At 44.3% G+C, this 22,964-nt stretch carries 19 protein-coding genes; 15 read left to right on the top strand and 4 right to left on the bottom strand.

Annotated features, from left to right (window positions below; all coding sequences use genetic code 11):
- The first annotated feature begins 9 nt into the window (after positions 1 to 9).
- The 6 genes from KVG29_RS01790 (at position 10) to KVG29_RS01765 (ending at position 7,680) form a co-directional block, all read left to right on the top strand.
- Positions 10 to 1,215 (top strand): ROK family transcriptional regulator, encoded by a 1,206-nt coding sequence (locus KVG29_RS01790; protein WP_252226032.1) that lies wholly within the window; start codon positions 10 to 12, stop codon positions 1,213 to 1,215.
- A gap of 87 nt (positions 1,216 to 1,302) precedes the next feature.
- The gene (gene uxuA, locus KVG29_RS01785; RefSeq protein ID WP_252226030.1) at positions 1,303 to 2,379 is read left to right on the top strand and encodes a mannonate dehydratase; all 1,077 of its coding nucleotides are present in this window, start codon (positions 1,303 to 1,305) and stop codon (positions 2,377 to 2,379) included.
- 24 nt (positions 2,380 to 2,403) lie between these two features.
- A complete protein-coding gene (locus KVG29_RS01780; protein WP_252226028.1) occupies positions 2,404 to 4,464 on the top strand; it encodes an alpha-glucuronidase family glycosyl hydrolase in 2,061 nt (686 codons plus the stop codon).
- Positions 4,465 to 4,611: a hypothetical protein gene (locus tag KVG29_RS01775; RefSeq protein ID WP_252226026.1), complete on the top strand. Its 147-nt coding sequence runs from the start codon at positions 4,465 to 4,467 to the stop codon at positions 4,609 to 4,611.
- A gap of 252 nt (positions 4,612 to 4,863) precedes the next feature.
- Positions 4,864 to 7,329, top strand: a complete 2,466-nt coding sequence (locus tag KVG29_RS01770) for a heavy metal translocating P-type ATPase (RefSeq protein WP_252226024.1) — start codon at positions 4,864 to 4,866, stop codon at positions 7,327 to 7,329.
- A 141-nt stretch (positions 7,330 to 7,470) separates the two neighbouring features.
- Positions 7,471 to 7,680, top strand: coding sequence for a heavy-metal-associated domain-containing protein (locus tag KVG29_RS01765; RefSeq protein ID WP_252226022.1), 210 nt, complete (start codon positions 7,471 to 7,473; stop codon positions 7,678 to 7,680).
- Between the two features lie 96 nt (positions 7,681 to 7,776).
- Here the strand turns inward: KVG29_RS01765 and KVG29_RS12555 are convergent, their stop codons facing one another.
- Positions 7,777 to 8,169, bottom strand: coding sequence for a DUF1284 domain-containing protein (locus tag KVG29_RS12555; protein WP_420840509.1), 393 nt, complete (start codon positions 8,167 to 8,169; stop codon positions 7,777 to 7,779).
- A complete protein-coding gene (locus KVG29_RS01760) occupies positions 8,162 to 8,701 on the bottom strand; it encodes a biotin transporter BioY (protein ID WP_252226021.1) in 540 nt (179 codons plus the stop codon). Before KVG29_RS01760 ends, KVG29_RS12555 begins: the two co-directional genes overlap by 8 nt.
- A gap of 145 nt (positions 8,702 to 8,846) precedes the next feature.
- Between KVG29_RS01760 and KVG29_RS01755 the strand changes: the two genes are divergently transcribed.
- Together KVG29_RS01755 and KVG29_RS01750 are read left to right on the top strand one after the other, a co-directional pair.
- The gene (locus KVG29_RS01755; protein ID WP_252226019.1) at positions 8,847 to 9,113 is read left to right on the top strand and encodes a metal-sensing transcriptional repressor; all 267 of its coding nucleotides are present in this window, start codon (positions 8,847 to 8,849) and stop codon (positions 9,111 to 9,113) included.
- 206 nt (positions 9,114 to 9,319) lie between these two features.
- Positions 9,320 to 9,853, top strand: coding sequence for an O-acetyl-ADP-ribose deacetylase (locus KVG29_RS01750; RefSeq protein WP_252226017.1), 534 nt, complete (start codon positions 9,320 to 9,322; stop codon positions 9,851 to 9,853).
- Here KVG29_RS01750 and KVG29_RS01745 read toward each other — a convergent pair.
- Both KVG29_RS01745 and KVG29_RS12550 read right to left on the bottom strand, forming a co-directional pair.
- Positions 9,845 to 10,783, bottom strand: coding sequence for a DUF4846 domain-containing protein (locus KVG29_RS01745; protein WP_252226016.1), 939 nt, complete (start codon positions 10,781 to 10,783; stop codon positions 9,845 to 9,847). The genes KVG29_RS01750 and KVG29_RS01745 overlap by 9 nt on opposite strands.
- A 154-nt stretch (positions 10,784 to 10,937) precedes the next feature.
- Complete coding sequence (locus tag KVG29_RS12550) at positions 10,938 to 11,204, bottom strand: nucleotidyltransferase family protein (protein ID WP_420840514.1); 267 nt, start codon at positions 11,202 to 11,204, stop codon at positions 10,938 to 10,940.
- A 164-nt stretch (positions 11,205 to 11,368) separates the two neighbouring features.
- Here KVG29_RS12550 and brxF point away from each other — a divergent pair, with 164 nt between their 5' ends.
- From brxF to pglZ, 7 genes are read left to right on the top strand one after another with little or no spacing between them, the layout of a single operon-like run.
- Positions 11,369 to 11,821 (top strand): BREX-3 system P-loop-containing protein BrxF, encoded by a 453-nt coding sequence (gene brxF / locus KVG29_RS01740; RefSeq protein WP_252226014.1) that lies wholly within the window; start codon positions 11,369 to 11,371, stop codon positions 11,819 to 11,821.
- Between the two features lie 15 nt (positions 11,822 to 11,836).
- Positions 11,837 to 15,523 carry a DUF6079 family protein gene (locus KVG29_RS01735; RefSeq protein WP_252226012.1) on the top strand — a complete coding sequence of 1,229 codons (3,687 nt, stop codon included), beginning with the start codon at positions 11,837 to 11,839 and terminating at the stop codon, positions 15,521 to 15,523.
- An 18-nt stretch (positions 15,524 to 15,541) separates the two neighbouring features.
- The gene (locus KVG29_RS01730) at positions 15,542 to 15,943 is read left to right on the top strand and encodes a nucleotidyltransferase substrate binding protein (protein WP_252226010.1); all 402 of its coding nucleotides are present in this window, start codon (positions 15,542 to 15,544) and stop codon (positions 15,941 to 15,943) included.
- Positions 15,940 to 16,242 carry a nucleotidyltransferase family protein gene (locus tag KVG29_RS01725; RefSeq protein ID WP_252226008.1) on the top strand — a complete coding sequence of 101 codons (303 nt, stop codon included), beginning with the start codon at positions 15,940 to 15,942 and terminating at the stop codon, positions 16,240 to 16,242. Before KVG29_RS01730 ends, KVG29_RS01725 begins: the two co-directional genes overlap by 4 nt.
- The gene (locus KVG29_RS01720; RefSeq protein ID WP_252226006.1) at positions 16,239 to 18,809 is read left to right on the top strand and encodes a DNA methyltransferase; all 2,571 of its coding nucleotides are present in this window, start codon (positions 16,239 to 16,241) and stop codon (positions 18,807 to 18,809) included. The genes KVG29_RS01725 and KVG29_RS01720 overlap by 4 nt, the downstream gene beginning before the upstream one ends.
- A 7-nt stretch (positions 18,810 to 18,816) precedes the next feature.
- A complete protein-coding gene (locus KVG29_RS01715) occupies positions 18,817 to 21,483 on the top strand; it encodes a DEAD/DEAH box helicase (protein ID WP_252226199.1) in 2,667 nt (888 codons plus the stop codon).
- On the top strand, positions 21,441 to 22,964 hold the full coding sequence (gene pglZ / locus KVG29_RS01710; RefSeq protein WP_252226004.1) for a BREX-3 system phosphatase PglZ: 1,524 nt from the start codon (positions 21,441 to 21,443) through the stop codon (positions 22,962 to 22,964). Before KVG29_RS01715 ends, pglZ begins: the two co-directional genes overlap by 43 nt.

Genomic DNA, 22,964 nt, shown 5'->3' with positions numbered 1-22,964 from the left:
GGGCATAATATGATTACAGCGGATCAACTATTGGTCAAACAGATCAATAAATCCATAGTTTTAAATACTATAAGAAAAAAAGAGGTCATTTCAAGGGCTGGTATTGCTGAGTTTACAGGCTTGAATAAGTCAACGGTTTCTTTTCTAGTAGATGAACTCATACGTGAGGGCTTTGTAAAGGAAATAGGGCCCGGTGAATCAAAGGGTGGACGAAAACCTATTATGCTAACAATAAACGATAAAGGAGGTTGCATAATAGGGGTTGATTTAGGCGTAAATTATATTTTAACTGTTTTGGCTGATTTGACCGGGAATATAATCTGGGAAAAAAAGGTAGATTTAAGGCTTGGAGAAGGGCAAGAAAAGGTCATTGAGTTTTTGCTGCAATCTATTGCTGAAGCTGTGGCAAATACCCCTAAGACTGTTAATGGAATTATGGGTATTGGTATAGGCGTTCCTGGTATTGTGGATTACAGAAAGGGAACAATATTGATGGCACCCAACCTGAAATGGACAAATGTGCCTCTCAAAGACATTGTGGAGAATAGATTTGAAATAAAGGTTCATATAGATAACGAAGCCAACGTAGGAGCGGTGAGTGAAAAGTGGTTTGGGATTGGCATTGAATGCAGCAACTTCGTGTATGTGAGTGCAGGGATAGGAATTGGCACAGGGATAATAATTAACGGAGAACTGTACAGAGGAGCATCTGGTTTGTCTGGAGAAATAGGGCATGCGACTATAAATATATACGATGAAATATGTAGCTGTGGGAATACTGGCTGCTGGGAGAATTATGCTTCCGAGAGGGCATTGCTCAATTACATGTATGCTCAATTGGAGAGGGGGAATCAGGACAAATATATAAATCGCAATACCATAGATGGATTAAATGCGCTGAGTATAATACGGTATGCGCGGGAAGGTAGTATCATTGCAGTAGAAGGGTTAAAGGAGATAGGCAGGAATTTGGGTATAGGAATAATAAATTTAATAAATACTTTTAATCCAGAGTTGGTGATAATCGGGAATACGCTGTCTCTGGCAGAAGACATTATCCTGCCTGAAATATTGAATGAAGTGGAGAAGAAATGTTTGGTATATAAATACCACAGAACAAAAATCAGGACTTCGAGGTTGAAGCTTCATGCGGGAGCTATGGGAGCGGTATCCCTGGTTATTTCGGAGCTATTTGCTCATCCTGATATTTCCTGAGCCTTTATAAACATCTTTTAAGTTTGTTGGAGCGACTATCATAGTGTATAATATCTACTACAAAAATCATTAAAAGGAGTGAATGGAGTGAAGGTAGTATTCAGATGGTTTGGAGAAAACGACGATAGCGTAACCCTTGAACAGATACGGCAAATACCCGGTGTAACCGGAGTGGTTTCTGCATTGTTTGACATTCCAGTAGGAGAAGTGTGGCCTCTAGAAAGGATACTGGCATTGAAGAAGAAGGTAGAGGATCACGGGTTAAAACTAGAGGTGATAGAAAGCGTTAATGTCCACGAGGATATAAAATTGGGCCTGCCTTCCAGAGACCGTTACATAGACAATTATAAAGAAACCATAAAAAATTTGGGTCAGGCCGGTATCAAGGTGTTGTGTTATAACTTCATGCCGATATTCGATTGGATACGAACCGATCTGGCCATGAAATTACCTGATGGCTCGGAAGTCATGTCCTATGACGATAACGAAATCAAGGATTTGGATCCCATTCAACTGATCAATGAGATGGAATCCGGCTCAAGAGGATATTCGCTGCCTGGTTGGGAGCCTTACCGGTTGAAAGAGATAAGAAGGCTGTTTGAACTTTATAATGATGTTGATGAGGAAAAGCTGTTTCAGAATCTGAAGTATTTTCTTGAAAGTATAGTTCCGGTTTGTGAAGAATATGATGTGAAGCTAGCTATCCATCCTGATGATCCACCATGGTCAATATTTAAACTGCCGCGAATCGTCACCAGTAAAGAAAACTTAGATAGGATAATCAATCTTGTTGACAGCCCGTATAACGGGCTCACGCTGTGCACGGGTTCGCTGGGAGCCAATTTGGAAAACAACCTACCTGAGATGATAAGATATTTTGGCGGCAAGGGTAGGATACACTTTGCCCATATAAGGAATATCAAGATTGAAAAGCAGGGGGTCTTTTATGAGACGTCCCATCTGTCTTCTGATGGATCGCTTGATATGTTTGAAATCATGAAGGCCTATTACGATATAGGCTTTGATGGGTATATGCGTCCCGATCATGGACGGATGATATGGGGCGAAAAGGCACGGCCGGGATACGGTTTATATGATAGAGCGCTGGGAATAATGTATCTGCTCGGGCTGTGGGAAGCGATTGACAAGATGAGCAGAAGATAAAAGCTGGAAATGGAGTGATAGGCAGTGGGTTTAAACAAAAGCAGGGTTTATGAATGCTGGTTAAATTACAGGTATTTGCCTGATAATTTTGATAAAGAATATAGAAGTTTTTGTAACTGTATTGTAGCCAGAAGCAAGCATTCCATTATAAATGCGGCTATTGAAGAACTTAAGTTGGCATTTATCATATTTACCGGACAATCCCCTAAGGTAGAGGAGTCTTATCCTGATTCCGACTGTATATTTGTAGGTACCTGGGATGATATGGACGCTGAAATGCCTTGGGTAAACCACAGCGATTTGCCTGAGGATGGATTCATTGTGCAAAGATTTGAGCGCAATGGCAGAAATGTGCTGGCCGTGATAGGGAAAAACGAAAAAGGGGCGTTGTACGGGGTATTTCATCTTTTAAGGTCGATGTGTTGTGGAAAATCGCTTGCCCAGGTGCAGGGCATTGATGCCCCGCGTAACCCTTTGAGGGTTATAAATCACTGGGATAATATGAACGGCGATATAGAAAGGGGATATGCCGGTAAATCCATATTTTTTAAGGATAACAGGATTGTCAGCGATTTGAGCAGGGTTAAGGACTATGCACGGCTTCTGGCATCTGTTGGTGTAAATGGAGTTGCCATCAACAATGTCAATGTACATCAGGTAGAGACACGTCTTATAACCGACGAATTCTTGCCTGATGTGGCAAGAATAGCTGATGTATTCAGGCAGTACGGGATAAGGCTGTATTTGAGCATAAATTTTGCTGCTCCAGTGGAGATAGGTGGCTTGCCCACCGCTGATCCCCTGGATGAGTCGGTCAAAAAGTGGTGGAGGGATGTAGCTGACAATGTCTATAGATACATTCCCGATTTTGGTGGTTTTGTTGTCAAAGCCGATTCGGAATTCAGGCCGGGACCTTTCACTTACGGCAGGAATCATGCCGAGGGGGCAAACATGCTGGCCGAGGCTTTGAAACCTCACGGCGGTGTGGTTTTCTGGAGGGCTTTTGTATACAATTGCCAGGTTGACTGGAGAGACCGCAGTGTGGATAGAGCTAAAGCTGCATATGATAACTTCAAACCGCTGGATGGAAAGTTTTTGGACAACGTAATTGTACAGATTAAAAATGGCCCAATGGATTTTCAGATAAGGGAGCCGGTTTCTCCGCTGTTTGGTGCCATGGAAAAGACCAACGTTGCTGTAGAATTTCAAATTACTCAAGAGTATACGGGTCAGCAAAAGGACCTGTGTTATCTCGTTACTATGTGGAAAGAGGTGCTGGATTTTGATACTTATGCAAAGGGGCAGGGGTCAACGGTCAGCAAGGTTGTCAGCGGTTCGCTTTTTGGGATGAAATACGGGGGCGTAGTAGGTGTTTCGAATATTGGAGACAGCAAATGCTGGACCGGCCATCCGCTGGCACAGGCTAACTTATACGGGTTTGGGCGATTGGGATGGAACCCTGATCTATCTGCTCAGGAGATAGCCGAAGAATGGGTAAAGTTGACTTTCGGCAACGATAAACAAGTTGTAGACACAATAGTGTCCATGCTGATGACTTCCAGGGATATTTATGAGAAATATACGGCACCACTGGGGATAGGATGGATGGTAAATCCCGGGCATCATTATGGCCCAAATGTAGATGGATACGAGTATTCGCACTGGGGTACCTATCACTATGCTGATTGGCAGGGGATTGGCGTTGATAGGACGGTAGCTACCGGTACCGGCTATACCGCCCAGTACAGGGAACCGGTAGCCAGCATGTACGAGAACATAGAGACCTGCCCCGATGAGCTACTGCTGTTTTTCCACCATGTGCCGTATACCCATAAATTAAAATCCGGTAAAACGGTGATTCAGCACATATACGATACCCATTTTGAAGGAACGGAAGAAGCCGAGGGCTTAAAGGAAAAATGGCTAACCCTCAAAGGAAAGGTTGATGATGAGATATTTGACTTGGTCCTTGAAAGATTGGAGATGCAGATCAAAAACGCAATTGAGTGGCGAGATGTAGTCAACACTTATTTTTATAGAAAAACCGGTATCGATGATATACACGGGAGAAAAATTTATAAATAGGTGATAAGGGTTGCTCCAATGGTTGTTGGAGCAGCTCTTTTTGATATAATTCTTAATAAAATTGAGGACTTGATGATTCCTTATCGAATTAGTATATTGACAAATGTGAGAGCCAAGGGTTATGATTATACTGCAACCCCACCCTAGGTAGGGTAGGGTAACTTAAGGTTCTGAGGTTATGTTAGAAATCATGAAGCGGTCATAATTATGTTACGAATCACGAAATGGTTGTAATTATTATAATTATGTTGCCAATCACGATACGGCCACAGGTAGGTATGTTATGAATCATGAGATGGTCATAATTATGCTACGAATTATGAAACGGTCACAATGATGATTTGGTTGGAATCACAACCGAATCAAAAGAGGAAAAATATAAAAGAGGTGGAATAAGATATGGCAAAACGGACTTTCAGCATTACTGGAATGACGTGCACGGCATGCGCAAGGGCCGTAGAGAGAAGCGTCGGCAAAGTAGATGGCGTAAAGTCGGCCAGCGTGAATTTTGCCACCGAAAAGCTGACGGTGGAGTTTGATGAAGGCAAAGTGGATTTGAGCAGGATAAAAGAGGCGGTTGAAAAGGCCGGATATGGAGTGCAGGAAGATGAGGAGCCCAGCAGGAGAGAGGTAAGCATTCCCATAGGTGGGATGACGTGTGCTGCCTGTGCAAAGGCGGTTGAAAGGGCCATAAAGAGGTTACCTGGCGTTGACGAGGCAAGCGTCAATCTGGCCACAGAAAAGGCTAGGGTAGTATATAATCCTGCTATGGTACGGTTGTCGGAAATAAAACAGGCCATCATCAAGGCCGGGTATAAACCGCTGGAGGCGGAAGACGGGGAGCAGCGGGTCGATCAGGAAAAGTTGCGCCGCCAAAGGGAGCTTAAGGATTTGAGGACCAGGTTGCTAGTATCCATAATATTTGCGGTGCCGCTTCTGTACATCGCCATGGGACACATGCTGGGGCTGCCGCTGCCCGAGGTTATCATGCCTGATATGCATCCCTTGAATTTTTCTATGGTTCAGCTGCTGCTTACCCTCCCTATTGTGGTTGCGGGCTATAGATTTTATACTGTAGGGTTTGGCAACCTGATAAGGCGTCACCCCAATATGGATTCGTTGATAGCGGTAGGTACCAGCGCGGCGTTTGTGTACGGCGTTTATGCCATATTCAGGATAGCCACCGGGCATACTGAATATGCCATGAACCTGTATTTCGAATCGGCCGGCGTTATAATCACCTTGATCTTGCTCGGCAGGTATCTGGAGTCCATCGCCAAGGGCAAGACTTCCGAAGCCATAAGAAGGCTTATGGACCTTTCGCCCAGGACAGCGGTGGTTATACACGAGGACAAGGAATTGACGATCCCGGTCGAAGAAGTCGAAGTTGGGGATATACTGCTTGTGAGGCCGGGGGACAGGATTCCGGTTGACGGGGAAGTTATAGAGGGGAGGACCTCGGTGGATGAGTCCATGCTGACCGGCGAGAGCATTCCGGTGGAGAAGGTTACCGGCAGCAAAGTGGTAGGGGGCAGTATAAACAAGAACGGTACCATAAAGATGAAGGCCACAAAAGTAGGCAAGGATACCGTTTTAGCCCAGATTATAAAGCTGGTGGAGGAAGCACAGGGCTCCAAGGCGCCCATAGCCAAGCTGGCCGATGTCATATCCGGATACTTTGTGCCGGTGGTCATCGCCATTGCGGTTGTCGCGGCCGTGGCCTGGATTCTGGCCGGTGAATCGGCCATCTTCGCCCTCACGATATTCATATCGGTGTTGGTGATAGCCTGCCCGTGCGCTCTTGGCCTTGCAACTCCCACCGCCATCATGGTGGGTACTGGCAAAGGCGCCGAATATGGTATACTGATTAAAAGTGGTGAGGCGCTTGAAATGGCGCACAGGATAGATACGGTTGTGCTGGATAAGACCGGTACCATCACCGAAGGCAAACCGAAGGTGACCGATATTATAACAAGCGGTTTTATCAGCCAGGACGAACTGCTGCGCCTGTCGGCTTCGGCCGAAGTAGCGTCCGAGCATCCCCTGGGTGAGGCCATTGTAAGAAGCGCCAGGGAGAGGAACATGGAGCTTGCTTGGGTAGAAAGCTTTGAAGCCATCCCGGGTCAGGGCATCGAGGTAGTCACCCAGGGCAAGCAGGTCCTTTTGGGCAACAGGAAGCTTATGGAGGATAGGAATGTCGGGATTACGCTTCAGCAGGAGTACGACAGGCTGGCCGAAGGGGGCAAGACGCCCATGTTTGTTGCTGTGGATGGTAAGCTTGCCGGCATCATAGCGGTATCCGACGTCATAAAGCCTACGAGCAGAAAAGCAGTAGAACAGCTTCACAAAATGGGCATAAAGGTGGTAATGATAACCGGGGATAACGCTCGAACAGCTCAGGCCATAGCAAAGCAGGTGGGTATAGACATGGTGCTGGCCGAGGTGCTGCCTCAGGATAAAGCCAACGAAGTCAAAAGGCTTCAGGAACAGGGCAGGAAGGTTGCAATGGTGGGTGACGGCATCAATGACGCTCCGGCTCTGGTGCAAGCAGATGTAGGGATCGCTATAGGGTCGGGTACTGATGTGGCCATGGAATCGGCCGATATTGTGCTTATGAAGAGCGATTTGATGGATGTACCGGCGGCAATACAGCTCAGCAAAGCGACTATCAGAAATATTAAGCAGAACCTGTTTTGGGCCTTCGCGTACAACACCGCCGGTATTCCCATAGCCGCTGGAGTTTTGCACCTGTTCGGCGGGCCTTTGCTGAATCCCATGATAGCGGCATTGGCCATGGCATTAAGCTCGGTATCGGTTGTGACAAACGCCTTGAGGCTCAAGAGGTTTAAACCCAGACTGGATTGATACGCATTATTTTCGGTAGGCCATTCAATGTAGTGCTTGCTTTGAGGATTATGCTGGATTTGGGGATCATCAAAGCATAGAGCAAAAAGATTAAAAATGATCAAAGATTGGGGTAGAAAATTTTAGAAAGGGGGTGTTTTTATGGGAAAGAAGATATTTATCGAAGGGATGTCCTGCCAGCACTGCGTAAACCACGTTACTGAGGCGCTCAGGGAAATACCCGGCGTGAAAACGGTTGACGTGGATTTAAAGGGCAAATATGCCATTGTTGAAGCAGACCGCCAAATCGATGACGGTGAAATAAAGAATGTTATAGAAGAAGCAGGATATGAGGTTGTGAAGATAGAATAGTTTTTTACGTAAGTTTATTATCGATTTATTTTTGCTGGCATCGGTTTATTGTAACCCGTAAGCTCGGAGGGTCTCTCCAGCTTACGGGTTAAAGATTCAGTTTTCATTTTGTTTCATCTTGCGGAACCCCTTAAGGCAGAAGCCCAAGCCGTACCACTCACAGTTTTGACACAAGTTTTTGAATTTCTCTTCTTTCAAGGCTTTTATCCTTTGGTAGGCGTTTTTTACAGCAATTTCATCGGTGGTTAAAAAGTCAATTATAAATTCGTCCTTTTTTCTTACCTTATCATTATTAATACAAATGCCATTGTGTAATTTAGGACAACTTTTGCAGATATCGTCTGCGTGAACTTCAAGTTTAAGTATAAGCTCAGGGCTCCCGAGAATTTGGGCTCGAATACGAGAAAAGTTTTGAACAAACCGGTGGTTGTAACCCAAACCGCGAAATCCCAGAAAGCATAGAAGGTGATGCGCCCTTAGGCTAACCATTGATATTAACACCTGCCCTGGGTAGTGCCCTGTCTATGTATTTTGACAAAACGATGGCTATAACACCTTTTAGTATGTCGAAGGGAATGAAGGGCAAGGTACCGACTGCCAAAGCTTCACCTATGGATGATTTGGTTGTAAAAGCCAACTGCACTGTTCCGGTGAAATATATTATGACTAGAGAAACCAGCAGCCCTAAAATCTTACCTTTTAAACTGAATTTGGCGAGTTCTACAATGTATCCGCCAACCAGTCCGCTTATGACGAACCCTACAATGTATCCGCCCGTTGGTCCTAGTATGATGCCTATACCTCCTTGAGCATGAGCAAACACCGGCAGTCCTATAGCTCCCAGGAGCAAATATGTAAGCATTCCCCAAAATGCCTTTTTGCCTAGCAAAAATATGCCTAAAAAAACTCCGAAGACCTGGAGAGTAAAGGGAACACCTCCTGGAAGAGGTATGGCAATCTGGGCCAAGACGGCTGTGATGGTTGCCAGCAAGGCAGCTTGTACTACGGTTCTAATTGTCAACTTCAAACACCTCCATAGTTTACAATTTATTTATAGAATACTCTATGCAATTAAAAAAGTCAATAGAAAATTAAATGGCAAGATATCATAAATGGCATAAAATGTGGTAAAATGTATTTGATTGACTGGTACGGGAGTGAGCATTATGGATGACAATACGAGGAGGCAGGTTCTTAACCTTCTGAAGACATCAAGAGGGCAGATCGATGGTATAATCAAGATGGTGGAGGACGACCGCTATTGCGTCGATATATCCAAGCAGATACTAGCGGTACAGGCTTTGCTCAGAAAGGCAAACTTGAAGATAATAGACCAGCATATAAAGCACTGCGTCAGGCAGGCCTTCACCGAAGGCCATGGCGAAGAAAAGGTAAATGAGATAATGGAGCTCATTGACAAGTACGCCAAGTAGCGTGTTTGATGGCTTTATTTATCATGCTGTCGTAATTTCTTTGGATGCACTTGAAATATAATCTCTTCATAAGGGGTGTAGGAATTTGTTACTGCGCTTTACTGGATATTAATGGTATTGTAGTGATGGAAGCGAAAACGTAATAACACTGGTTGTTTTGTACGTACAGAAATATTGACAATACTTTTTGTTGGAGGGATACGTCTATGGGAAAAGTCATACACGGCGTGAAGATTGAGTGCGTTCAGGGGGATATAACCAAACAGGAAGGTTTTGATGCCATAGTGAATGCGGCCAATGCTCAGCTCATGCCCGGAGGAGGCGTGGCAGGTGCCATTCACCGCGCAGCGGGACCGGGCCTTGCGGAGGAGTGTAGGCGCCTGGCGCCCATAAAGCCCGGCCAGGCCGTGATAACCGGCGGGTACAATCTGCCCAACCGCTACGTCATCCACTGTTTGGGGCCGGTATATGGCGTTGACCAGCCTTCCGACAAGCTGCTGGCCGACTGCTATAGGAACGCGCTGAAGCTAGCTGAACAGCACGGCATAACCTCGATAGCTTTTCCTGCCATTTCCACCGGCATATTCGGATATCCCATGGAGGAAGCAGCCAGAGTAGCGTTTAAGGCGATATTGGAGCTGGTTCCTTCGCTTAAATCGGTCAAGGTAATCAGGTTTGTCCTGTGGGATAGGAAAGCGCTTGAGATTCATGAGAGGGTGCTGGAGGAAATTTCAATTTGAAAAACGCTTGAGGTCGGTTTTCTTAAATGTCCATTCGGGCGTGATCAATGTATCGCCAAATTCAATGGAATACCACGGGCTGATTTGCGGGTCCTGGGGATTTTTTAGAATGTGGATGTCCTGTGCAGGCATGTAGCTTTGAGCCAGCATAAAAAGCTTCTCCCCTGTTTGCGGGTGCACAGCCATATCCACCACTATAGCACAGTGCCCTGGACTGCCTCCCTGGATGAATACATCGCCAATTTCCATATCCTCTAGCATCACGGGCTTCATTTCTTCAGCTAAAGACAGGGTGCCCGCATAGGAGAACACCATGTCCAGGTATTTGCTGAAAGTGCTGTAATCGTCAGAATAGGTAAAAGACTTAACCCAGCTTACTTTATTGCCGGATACTGATATCCTGTATCCCTGCGCCCACTTTACGAATTGGGCGTTAAAGCCATTGGTGAAGTTGAAGTGTATTCTATCGTACTGCTTGTGCTTGTATAAATACTCGGCTCTTAACCGGATTACCGCGTCGGCACATTGTTGCAGGTCTTTATCACCTATATCCATATCTATGACCGCTTCATATACGTTGTGTCCCTTTTCCCTACCGTCATAATATTTAACTTTAGAGCCGTGGGGCTTTAAGGGCAGGGTCCTCAAATAGTGTCCAAATGAGCCTTCTTCTACTTTTATGCGTTCAAATCCTTTCGGAAGGTTGATTCTATCCTCTATCGTTCTTCCACTTGGGTTTATAATTAAGCTTGTACTATGCTGCTGGTTATTTGGATTGGTAACGGATGTGCTTGTAGAGGAATTTTGCTCATCAAGGCTTTTATCTGAAACATTTGAATTCATATTTGAAGTTTTTTTATCCGATGGGCTTTTTTGACAAATAATCACGAACAAAAGGACTATAAGGATTATGAAGAGCAGTTTTTTCATATGCGATATCCTCCTCAAGGCCCCTGCAATATTCATCCGAGCATGCCGGTTTCCTGGTAATTACTGATTTTTCAGCCATGGTACATGTCCATCTGTTTCTTTTCTAACAGTTTTAGAGCACAGGAATAGTACAACTTATAAAAAGGATGCATATCTAAATATTCCCTGCGTTTTTTTTACTTCGAAAGCTATTCCGTTTATCAGTATTATTATCTATCAGTAATATTATGTTAAGCATTATTTGATGATAGAAAAACGGATCAGTGCTTTTTAAGTCTACTATATTCGCTTTAGTGTTTAGTAACTCTTCCAGTTCTCCAGTTATTTCAAGCATTCTGTTAAATTGGTATATTGTGCATTTTTCATCATCAAATAGTATTGCTATGTCAACATCGCTGTTATTTTTTCCCTTGCCTTTTATTACTATTTTAACGTATTTTGTCTCAGAAAACCAGGTGGTAGGTAAAAAAGTTAACTGGTATTGTATTTTACGATTTATTCACAATTGATGGGAAATATAGTATAATTCTACTTAAGGTCAATTGTGTGGTTGCTTATCAAATTAGAAGATAAGGCGGACTGAAGATGGAATACGTGAATGACCAGTTGAGTTTAAAACAAGTTGCCCAAGGTTATACTTCAAATGCTGGCAATGTGATGATTGCCTGTGTTGATAAAGAGCTGGTGAAGAGCTTCTTTTCAAATTGGAAGTGGATAAATCTTGGGCTTGTGGTGTCAGAGCAGCTATGCAGGCTTCCTAAAGAACAAAGGAAGAAAATGGTTGCCGATATAGTTATAAATACTGTGAAGAAAGAGCCTTCAAAAAGTATCGTGCTGGAAAACATAGATGTTTTATTTTCTCCCGAGTATTCGCTTGATGTCATAAGGACTTTGCAGCTGGCAGGGAAGAACAAAAGGCTTTTGGTGATATGGGCTGGTGAGTATGAGGATGGCATGCTGACTTATGCAAAACCGGATTGTCCGGATTTTCACAGATATGAAATTAGAAATTATGGGGTGTCGTGCATTACGAAATAGGGGGTACGGCCTATTATGAAATATGGTCAACTTATAAATTTTGATCCTATTGAGACAGTCATTCAGATAAAGGATGCTGATGATTCCTCTAAAGCCGCCAGACTGGTTGAAACCTACGTGATGTCGGACGACATGGCGGATATGATCAATGAGAAGATTTTGTCCCAGCTTAGTCTGGACGAGGTGATCGATAACAAAGGCGTGTTTCTGGTAGGCAATTACGGTACGGGCAAATCCCACCTCATGTCGGTTATATCTGCCATTGCTCAGGACGCCAACAACTTAAAATATTTAAAGAATAAGAAATTTGCTGAGTATATGCGCCCTCTGGCAGGAAGATTTGAAGTGCTGCGAGTCGAGATCGGGGCCGTCAAGACTTCTCTGCGGAATATAATAACTAGCGAGCTTGAGAAGGACCTGGCAAGGCGTGGTATATATTACACCTTTCCGCCTGCTGATACCATAACCAGCAATAAGCAGGCGCTCAACGAGATGATGGAAAAGTTTGAAGCGGTTTACGGGTCTAAAGGTTATCTTCTTGTAATCGACGAGCTTCTGGACTATTTAAAGAGCCGCACCGAGATGGAGCTTATGCATGACCTTTCTTTTTTAAGAGAACTGGGTGAGTTTATAAAAAATTCCAGATTCAGGGTTATATGTGGGGTGCAGGAGTCGCTGTTTGAAAGCCCAAGCTTTAGCTTTGTGGCAAGCACCCTGCTCAAGGTAAAGGATAGGTATGAGCAGGCCATCATTCGTAGGGAGGATATCGCATATGTGGTATCCGAACGAATACTTAAAAAGACTCCGGAGCAAAAGGCATGGATAAGGGAACACCTTAAGAAGTTTTGCAGCCTCTATAAAAACATGGCTGAACGCCTGGAAGAATTTGTAGAGCTTTTCCCCATACACCCAGCCTATATCGAGACCTTCCAGCGGGTGTACCTGGCTGAAAAGCGCGAGATACTCAAAACCATATCAGCTACAGTGAAGGAGATAGTAGATCAAGAGGTTCCGGAGGACCAGCCCGGAATTAAATCTTATGATTCCTATTGGAAGTACATAAAGGAGAACATGGCCAAAAAGGCAGAGCCCGAGATTAAAGAGGTGCTGGAAAAAAGCAGCGTGCTGGAGGATATAATCAACAGATCGTTTACTGCTAAGGCTATATATAAACCCCTGGCCATAAGGATTATTTACGCTTTAAGTGTGCACAGGCTTACCACAGGTGGCTTGGATGTCAGGGCAGGGCTTACCGAGCAAAACTTAAAGGATGACCTGTGCTTGTACATAGACATGCCGGTTAAGGATGAGGAGTTCCTATTATCGACCATCCAGTCGGTAATGAAAGCCATTATGGAGACGGTAAGCGGCCAGTTTATAGAATACAACAAGGACAATGAGCAGTACTTCCTTGACCTGAAAAAGGACATAGATTATGACGCAAAGATAGAGCAAAGGGCTAGTACGCTCCATGACTCTCACCTTAACAGGTATTTCTTTGCGATTATATATGATATGCTTGACTGGCAGGCGACGGAGTACGTAAATGGCCACCGGATTTACGAATACTTCATAAACTGGGAAGGTAGAAATATCTACAGAAGCGGATACTTATTTATGGGTGAGTCGAATGAGCGGCCTACCGCACAGCCGCCCAGGGATTTTTATGTGTATTTTTTGCCGCCTTACGGGCAGTTAACGGCGGTTGATGAGAAAAAGGATGATGAGGTGTTTTTCAGGTTTAAAGGCGATAAGGAGTTTGGGGAGCATTTAAGGCTTTTTGCAGGCGCAAAGGAGATGGAACAGCTATCCGGCCAGGCCGATAGCAAAAAGGTGTATGCCAAGAAGGCTGAGGAACACAGGCGGGCTGCTCTGCGGTGGCTGGACGCCCACAAGCTTTCATGCTTCACCGTTACATACAAAGGTATAAACAGGCAGATTGTGGAGGTACTCCACGGACGCCGCCTTAACGATAAGACCTTTAAGGAGATTATCGATACCACGGCTTCGGTACTGCTTTCCGAGTATTTTGCCGAAAAATATTCCTTGTATCCTAAGTTTAAGGTGAAGATAACGAGGGAGAACTACCGTGAGGTGCTCCATAGGGGCTTGGATTACATTGCCGGGAAATACACGCAGGATGGAGCCAACCTGCTTGATAGTTTTGGGCTTTTGGAAGGCACCAAGATAAAACCAGAGAGGTCCATGTACGCCAGTTACTTCATCAAAAAGATGAACAGCCTGCCATCCGGAGCGGTTTTGAATGCTTCCGATATATTTGAAAATCCATATGAAGATGTATATTATGACAGGGAGTTTAAGCTGGACCGGGAATGGATAGTGCTCATACTGGCGGCGCTGGTTTACAGCGGACATGTGACCATCTTGGCGGGTAACAACGTGCGCTATGATGCCTCAAACTTGGAGAATATGGCTAGTGCAAACTTCATTGACCTGTACTATTTCAAACATGTGGGCAAGCCAAAGACTCCGGCAATGGCCGAGCTTAAAAAATTGTTCGGCATCCTGTGCCTACCTGAAGGGCTCATCGTCAATCCGAACACATGGGAGGAAGCGGTAAGCAAGCTTTTAGAGAGAATAAAGCATGTTTTGGATAGGGTGCTGCATGCAAAGGAACTGCTCAATGAGAATTTTGCTTTGTGGGGCGAGCTTCTAATACCTGATAACATAATGAAACATTATATAAACAAAATAGAGTTGGTTCGGAATTTTGGAAACTCGGTTATCAGCAGGTTTAACACGCCTGCGAAGCTGAAAAATTTTGATTATACCGTTGAGAAGCTGGAAGATATTGCGGAAGGAATAAACATCATTGAAATAGTGGAGAGGTATGAGTTTTTCAAGAATAGTTGTTCTACCAATGTAGAGTACTTCAGCAAGGTGGAGCTCATACTGGATGACGAAAAATGGCTTGATAGGATAAAGGCCGAAAAGCAGAAGTTTTTGAAGATAAGGGACCAGCTTAGGGATTTGCCCGGTGATGACCTTATCTCTGAGTTAAATAGCAGGCTGAGCAAGCTGAAAGAAGAATACATCACCTATTATATGGAACTTCATGATAGATATCGTTTGGGATTGAATGACAGCAAGAAAAAAGAGGAGTTACTGCAAAGCAGGACGTTGGCAAACTTGAGGAAGCTCAGAAAAATCGAGGGAATCCTTGATGTAAGTAAGCTTGATAACATAATCGACGTTGAGTTGGCTTCATTAAAAGTGTGTTATGAGCTATCTCCAACCGAGCTTAAGAAAAATCATTTTTGCCCACACTGCAACTTTAAGCCCGCTGATAAGGAAAGGCCGGTTAAGGGCAGGCTGGAAGCCATTGAAGAAAGGCTGGAACAGCTGAAAGAGGAATGGAGGCGGATTATTCTTGCAAGTATAGAGGACCCGCTGGTGGCCAAAGATATTCAGTACCTCGATGTTGCTCAGCGCAGGCTGATAGAAGAATTTCTGGCAAAGCGGGAACTTCCGGATGTGGTGGATGATAACTTTGTGGATGCGGTGAATACATTGCTTGAGGGCCTTGACAAGGTTGAAGTGAGTGCCTCTGATTTGACAGAAGTCATGGCATCATGGGGACCATGCACCGTTGATGATATAATAAAAAAGTTTGAGAGCCTTGTGAAGGATTGGAGCAAAGGGAGAGATAAAGGCAAGTTGAGGATTATCGTAAAGAAGTAAAAATGGAGGCCTGTGCTTATGGATATACAGAGGTTAAGGGAAAAGCTTGAGGATTTTTCAAAAGCTTTAAACCGGCTAAAAGAAGCGCTGGAAAGGGACCAATCTGACGATATCGTTTTGGATGCAGTTATACAGAGGTTTGAGTTCACATACGAGCTTTCCTGGAAGCTCATTAAGGCTTATATGTCTTACAGCGGCATAGCGGATGTTAAAACGCCGAGGCAGGCTTTTAAGGAGGCTTTTACTGCCGGCTTGATCGATGAGGGGGACGTGTGGCTTGAGATGCTGGACGACAGGAATCTTACCTCACATACCTACGATCAAAGCACGGCCAGACGTGTTTATGAAAAGGTGAAAAATAGATATTATCCAGCCATGAGCAAATTAAAAGAAGCAATAAGCAGGGAGATAGAGCAATGAGATTTGGTCTTGAAGAGCGTATAATCGAAAAAATCGTATCAGCGATAGACAAACATAAAGCTGTAAAGAGAGCAGTCATATTCGGTTCAAGAGCCAGGGGTGACTACCGTTATAACTCGGATATTGACATTGCCATATATACTGATGGCCGAGCTTGTCCCGGCCTTATCGACGATATCGACCGTGCAGCCGGGATATACAAGGTCGATGTGGTTGATGTAAACAGTTTGGAGAATGATGACTTAAAAAAAAGCATAGAAAGGGATGGGATAGAGATATACAGGAGGGCTGATGTATGAAGCTTACAAAGGAGCATTTGGACAGCGTAAGGCATATAGAGGGTTTCCCAATTGGCAGGGATGAGGATATAATTGCCCTGTCCCAGCCTCCTTATTATACAGCTTGCCCCAATCCATTTATTGAGGATTTCATAAAGCAGCACGGGAAGCCCTATGATGAGGCTACCGACACATATCACAGGGAGCCGTTTGCAGCCGACGTAAGCGAGGGGAAGAATGACCCCATTTACAACGCTCACAGCTACCACACCAAAGTTCCCTATAAGGCCATAATGCGCTATATACTTCACTATACCGATCCCGGAGATATTGTATTTGACGGTTTTTGCGGTACTGGTATGACAGGTGTGGCCGCCCAGATGTGTGGAAATCCCGACCCGGCTTTTAAGATGCAGATTGAGAAGGAGATGCCTTACGTCAAATGGGGTGCAAGGAAGGTCATACTGAACGATCTATCGCCCGCCGCTACGTTTATAGCAGCAAACTACAACCTGCCGGTGGATGTTGCGGAGTTTGAAAAAGAGGCCAAGAGGATACTAGATGAATGCGAAAAGGAATGTAGATGGATGTACGAGACGCTCCATACCGATGAAGAGGGCAACGTGGTAAAAGGGCTTGATGGGAACCCCATAAAAGGAAAGATAAACTACGTTGTATGGTCGGATGTGTTTGTCTGTCCGCACTGCTCTAAGGAATTCGTATTCTGGGATGTGGCAGTGGATAAGGAAAAGGGTAAGGTATCGGAGCGCTTCCGCTGCCCGCACTGCTTAAGCGAGCTTAAAAAAACCGACTGCGACAGAGCACAGGAGACGGTGTACGACAGGGTGCTTAAGCAAACCTGTACCTTTGCTAAGCAGGTGCCTGTGCTGATAAACTATTCTGTTGGCAAGAAGCGGTATGAGAAAAAGCCCGATGCTTTTGACTTTGGGCTGCTTAAGAGGATTGAAGAGATGGACATACCGTATTGGTATCCTACTGATAGGATGCCAGAAGGATATAATACTGAACAGCCTAAAAAATCCCATGGCATAACGCATGTGCATCATTTTTATACGAAGAGGAATTTGGCTGCTTTGAGCTTGTTACGCCATAAAATGCAAGTTTTAGCTAAAAATAGAAGGATTATAGAATTCTTGATAGAATCATATGATTTAACTCATAGCACAAAAATGTCTAGAATAATATTTAAATCTAATAATAACAAACCTATTTTAACAGGTAATCAATCAGGTACCTTGTATTTAAGTTCATTGCCAATCGAAAAAAATATTATTAACGGGATAAAAGAATTGAAATTAAAAGTATTAAAAGAAACATTATTATTTTCAAAAGATAATTTGATTTATGTTACCACTCAATCATTAACTCAAATATGCAATATACCCTCAAACACCATCGACTACATTTTCACCGATCCACCCTTTGGCAGCAACCTCATGTATTCCGAGCTCAATTTCTTGTGGGAAGCTTGGCTTAAGGTTTTCACGAACAACAAACCCGAGGCCGTTGTAAACAAGGTACAGAAGAAGGGGTTGGCGGAGTATCAGGAGTTGATGGAGAGGTGTTTTGCCGAGTGCTATCGCATATTGAAGCCGGGTCGCTGGATGACGGTGGAGTTCCACAATTCGTCCAATGCGGTGTGGAATGCCATCCAGGAGGCGCTGCTTAGGGCGGGTTTTGTGGTTGCCGATGTGCGCACACTTGATAAGAAGCAAGGGAGTTTCAAGCAGGTTACAACCAGCTCGGCAGTCAAACAAGACCTGATCATTTCAGCATACAAGCCCAGGGAGAGCTTCAAGCGCCGTTTTCTTGAAAATGCCGGCAGTGAAGAAGCGGTGTGGGAGTTTGTGCGCCAGCACCTTGAACAGCTTCCGGTGGTCATCGAAAACAACGGCAAGCTGGAAGTAGTAGCCGAAAGGCAGGCCTATATGCTTTTTGACCGCATGGTTGCCTACCATGTTGTAAACGGCATTCCCGTACCTATGGATGCATCCGAGTTTTATAAAGGGTTGGAAGAGAGATTTATCGAGCGCGATGGAATGTACTTTTTGCCCGACCAGGTCAACCAATATGACGAAAAAAGGCTTAGGATGGATTTGGATAACGTTCAGCTTTCGCTTATCATTACCGATGAAAAGAGCGCTATACAGTGGCTTTATCGAGAGCTGTCAACTCCTCAGACCTATCAAGAGATACAGCCCAAGTTTATAAAGGAGCTGCACCAGCAGAGGTATGAAAAGATGCCAGAATTAAGAGAAATACTTGAGGAGAATTTTCTGCAGGATGAAGAGGGTAGATGGTATGTACCGGACCTCAACAAAGCTTCTGACCTGGTGAAGCTGAGGCAAAAGAGATTGCTCAAGGAATTTGAGGAATATACCAAGGGTACCGGCAAGCTGAAGGTGTTCAGGATGGAGGCCGTTCGGGCTGGCTTTGAAAAGTGCTGGAAAGATAGGGATTTCGCTACCATCGTCAAGGTAGCGAGAAGGCTGCCTGAAAGCGTTGTGCAGGAAGACCCGGCAGTGCTCATGTACTATGACAATGCGCTCAGCAAGCTGGAGGGGTAAAAGTTTGATGATTGGTGTGGGGCGGTGGGCCTTTGATTCGGTAAGGAAAAGCAGGGTGCAGGTTATAGAAAGAAATGAGCTGTGGGGGTATGTGTCGTACAAGGTTTACGACCCTGCTGTTGGAAATGTATATCAGGTAGCTGCAGATTATCTGGAAGAGTTGAATAAAGATTATTGTTCTGAAGCCTTTATAAGATACATCACCTCCCTGGCCAGGGTTAAGGATGCTCTGGCCAAAGGTATATTTTCAAATTTAAGTGAAAAACTGCTGCCTCTTCCACACCAGCTCTATGCCGTTAAAAGGGCGTTGTCAGCTAACAGGATAAGGTATTTGCTGGCAGATGAGGTAGGGTTGGGAAAGACCATCGAAGCCGGCCTTATTATTAAGGAGCTAAAAGAGAGAGGAATGATAAAGAGAATACTAATAGTGTGTCCTAAAGGATTGGTAACGCAGTGGTACGTTGAGATGAAGGATAAGTTTGGCGAGCATTTTAACATAATCTTGCCCGAGGACCATGACGCTATAAAAAGGCTGCACGGCGTTTCAAACATATATGAGGCTTTTGACCAGGTAATAAGCCCTATGGATTCGATAAAGCCGCTGGAGCGGCGAGCAGGTTGGGACAGAGAAAAGATAGAACGGTATAACAATGAGAGGGTCTATTCCATTATAAACAGCGGATGGGACTTGATTGTCATCGACGAGGCGCACCGAGTGGCTGGTAGTTCCAGCGATGTGGCAAGGTATAAACTAGCAAAGCTATTGGCAAAAACCAGCCCTTACCTTCTTTTACTTACTGCCACGCCGCATTCGGGCAAGGCCGAGCCGTTCTTGCGTTTGATGCGGCTGCTAGATGAAAAGGTATTTCCGGACCAGCGAGCCATAGTCAAAGAGCAGGTTGCACCGTATGTGATACGTACTGAAAAGCGGGAAGCGGTTGACCACGAGGGGAACAGGCTTTTTAAGAACAGGATAACAAAGGCAATACACATAAAGTGGGAAAAACGTCATAGTCTACAAAGAGAACTGTACGACCTGGTAACCGAATACGTGAGGCATGGATACAACAGAGCTATAAGGGAGAAAAAGTACTACATAGGCTTTTTGATGATTCTCATGCAGAGGCTGGTTACCAGTAGTACCGCAGCAATTCGCGATAGCATAGAGAGGCGCATAGCGATACTCGAAAGCCAGGAAGCCAGGATATCTGAACTCTCTTTGGATGACCTGATCGAAATGGACGCAGAGGCTGCGCTTGATGTTTTGCTTCAGACCAAGGCACTCAACTTAAAGGCTGAGATAGCCGAGCTTAAGGGAATTTTAGCGGTGGCCAAACAGGCCGAGCACCAGTTCATAGATGCCAAAGCCGAGCACCTGATAGAGCTGTTGGACAGGCTTTTTATCGAAGAAAATGGAAGAAAGGTGATAATATTCACAGAATTTGTAGCCACCCAAAGATTTTTAAAAGAGTTCTTAGAGCGCCGGGGATACAGAGTTTCAATCTTAAATGGTTCCATGAACATAGATGAAAGAAACGCTGTGATAGAGGAGTTTAAAACACAAAGCGATATACTCATTTCAACCGATGCCGGTGGAGAAGGTATAAACCTTCAATTTTCCAACGTGGTTATAAACTATGATTTGCCCTGGAATCCAATGAAGATAGAGCAGCGGATAGGCAGGGTGGACAGAATAGGGCAGAGCCGGGATGTGCTGGTATTTAACTACATACTTGATGATACGGTTGAAAACAGGGTCCGGGAGGTGCTTGAGACAAAGCTGGCCGTTATACTTGAGCAGATGGGAATCGACAAGATGGAGGATGTTCTGGACAGCCAACTGGCCGATATGGATTTTACCGATGTCTATATAAAAACCATTGCTGAACCGCAAAACGCTGATTATTACGTTGAAAAGCTGGAGGCGCAGATAAAGCAGCAGGTCGAGCAGGCTCAAAAAGTGCGCGATTTGATTAAAACCGAAAAAACGATTGATTTGGCTTTGGCATCTAGTATACGCGATTGCAATATGAAAGAATTGATGCGGTATATGTATTTAAACTATAAGGTCTGGAAAGGTGAGGATGTCAGGCTTGAACAACTAGATATTGGCCTTAACAGTCAGGAGGTAAGCGAGATTATAAAGAGGGACCTTTATTGGGATAAAGCTGATGGCGCTGTGATGATAAACCTTCCTGACTTGCCCAATGAAAAAGGGTATTGGTCATTGTGGGAGTTAAGCTTGGGTCCTGATATAAAGAACAAATGCGTTATTCCCATCTTCGTAAATATTGATGGAGTTGCTCGTCCGGTGTCGGCAAAGAGGATATGGGAGGAGATGATAAAGCCGGGGAGAGCCATGGAGATATTGGGAGTTAAGCAACTAAGTGATGAGGAGTTTGACAGGATATTGAGCATTGCGAAAGATGCTGCATATCACCAATTTTTGGAAATGAAAAAGCGGTTTGATGAAGAAAACGCCAATCAATACCAGAAATATCTATATGCTCTTGATTTGAGGCTGGAGGCGGCTAGTAGGATAGGGATTGAAAACATCAAAAGGCGTAGGATTGAGCGGTTGAAAAAGGAAAAAGAAGAGATTCAGGCTGAATATGCCTACAAAAGCAAACTTTGCCCTACTTTGAAACCTATATTTATAGCTTTTATGGAGTGATGGGATTGTTATGTCAGTATATTCTGGAAAAGATGGCTGTGGATTATGAAAATCAGATACTTCTGTTTGATTACGATGACCTTTGTGAGAGAAGTGGTGCCTTGAGATTCGCGCACAATAAAGGCTTCCAAATAATAGAATATGCTGATCCAGAAGAGTTTCGGTATTTCTATGAGCTAAAGTTGAGGGATAACAAGGACGTCAAGGTTATAATACGCGTGATGAATGAAAAAATATATGTCCCGTATGACATAAGAAAGAGGTATTACAATGTCTTTGTAGATTATGCTTCGGTTTTCCCAAGGCTAGATCCGGTGGAATTGAAGAGGTTCCGCCATATTGACCTTGATTTGCTGTATATAGCCTACCAGAATTGTTTCAGCGGCGTACTTGGTGCTAAGGCTACCAAAGAATTTATAGAAAAAGAGATGTTTTCAAGGAAGAATGCTGACGAGTTTGTGGATATAGTATGCAGTAGGATTGAACGATCCTTAAGAGAGAAGTTAAGCTACAGGGATTGGTTTGAGATTGCTAGGGACTGGGCAAGGGTTAGATTGATGGTTGATGGGGGTTTTTCAGGTAGAGATGTAAAGCAGCTTTGTGCCAAAATAAATGGCCTTTTCAAGGTATGGATGCTTGCAAATTATGGCCTATTATCCGCCAGCACCAGCGTAGAAGGGCCGGTGATGGTACACAAAATAAACGATTACATGCTGTCAAAAAGCCAAAGAATTGCGTTAATTGTGATAGATGGGATGTCACTGGAAAATTGGCTTACCATTCTTGCAAGTTGTCCGGATTTGGAGTATGATATTGAAACGGTATGCTGTTTTGCCATGATTCCCACGGTGACCACTGTGTCCAGGCAGTCGATTTTTTCGGGGAAGCTGCCGATCAGCCACAGTGACGCTTTTTCGTTGAAAGATGAAGAGAAACAGTGGATAGAATACTGGGTAACCAATGGCTATAGAGAAAGCGATGTATATTTTGGAAGAGATATTGAAGTGGATTTACCGCACAATATAAAAGTTGTTGGGATTATAGTAAATTTTATTGATGACCTCATGCACGGTCAGATGCAGGGGCAAAAAGGCATGTACTGGGGTGTAGCACACTGGGCAGGTAGCGGCGAGTTAAAAAAGCTTATTGGAAACTTCATAAATAGAGGTTTTGATGTTTACATTGCGTCTGACCACGGCAACGTTGAGGCAATAGGGCAGGGTAGGCCTAAAAATGATGGGGTTTTGACCGAAATGACATCTTTAAGGGCTAGGGTTTACCAGGACTTTGCCATTACAGGGGAAGTCGAAGAGAAATTCAAGGTATTTACGTATCCGGGGACATATATGCCCAAGGGATACAGATACTTAATATGTGATAGGGATACTGCATTTGGGATAAAAGGCCAAAGCTATGTGTGTCACGGTGGAATGAGCATAGAAGAAGTCATAGTACCTTTTGCAAGGATAAAGGGGATGTGA

Source organism: Caldicoprobacter algeriensis (assembly GCF_023838525.1).
Classification (GTDB): Bacteria; Bacillota; Clostridia; order Caldicoprobacterales; family Caldicoprobacteraceae; genus Caldicoprobacter; species Caldicoprobacter algeriensis.
Note: the sequence above shows the minus strand (reverse complement) of the source record. Positions and strands in the feature narration are given on the sequence as shown.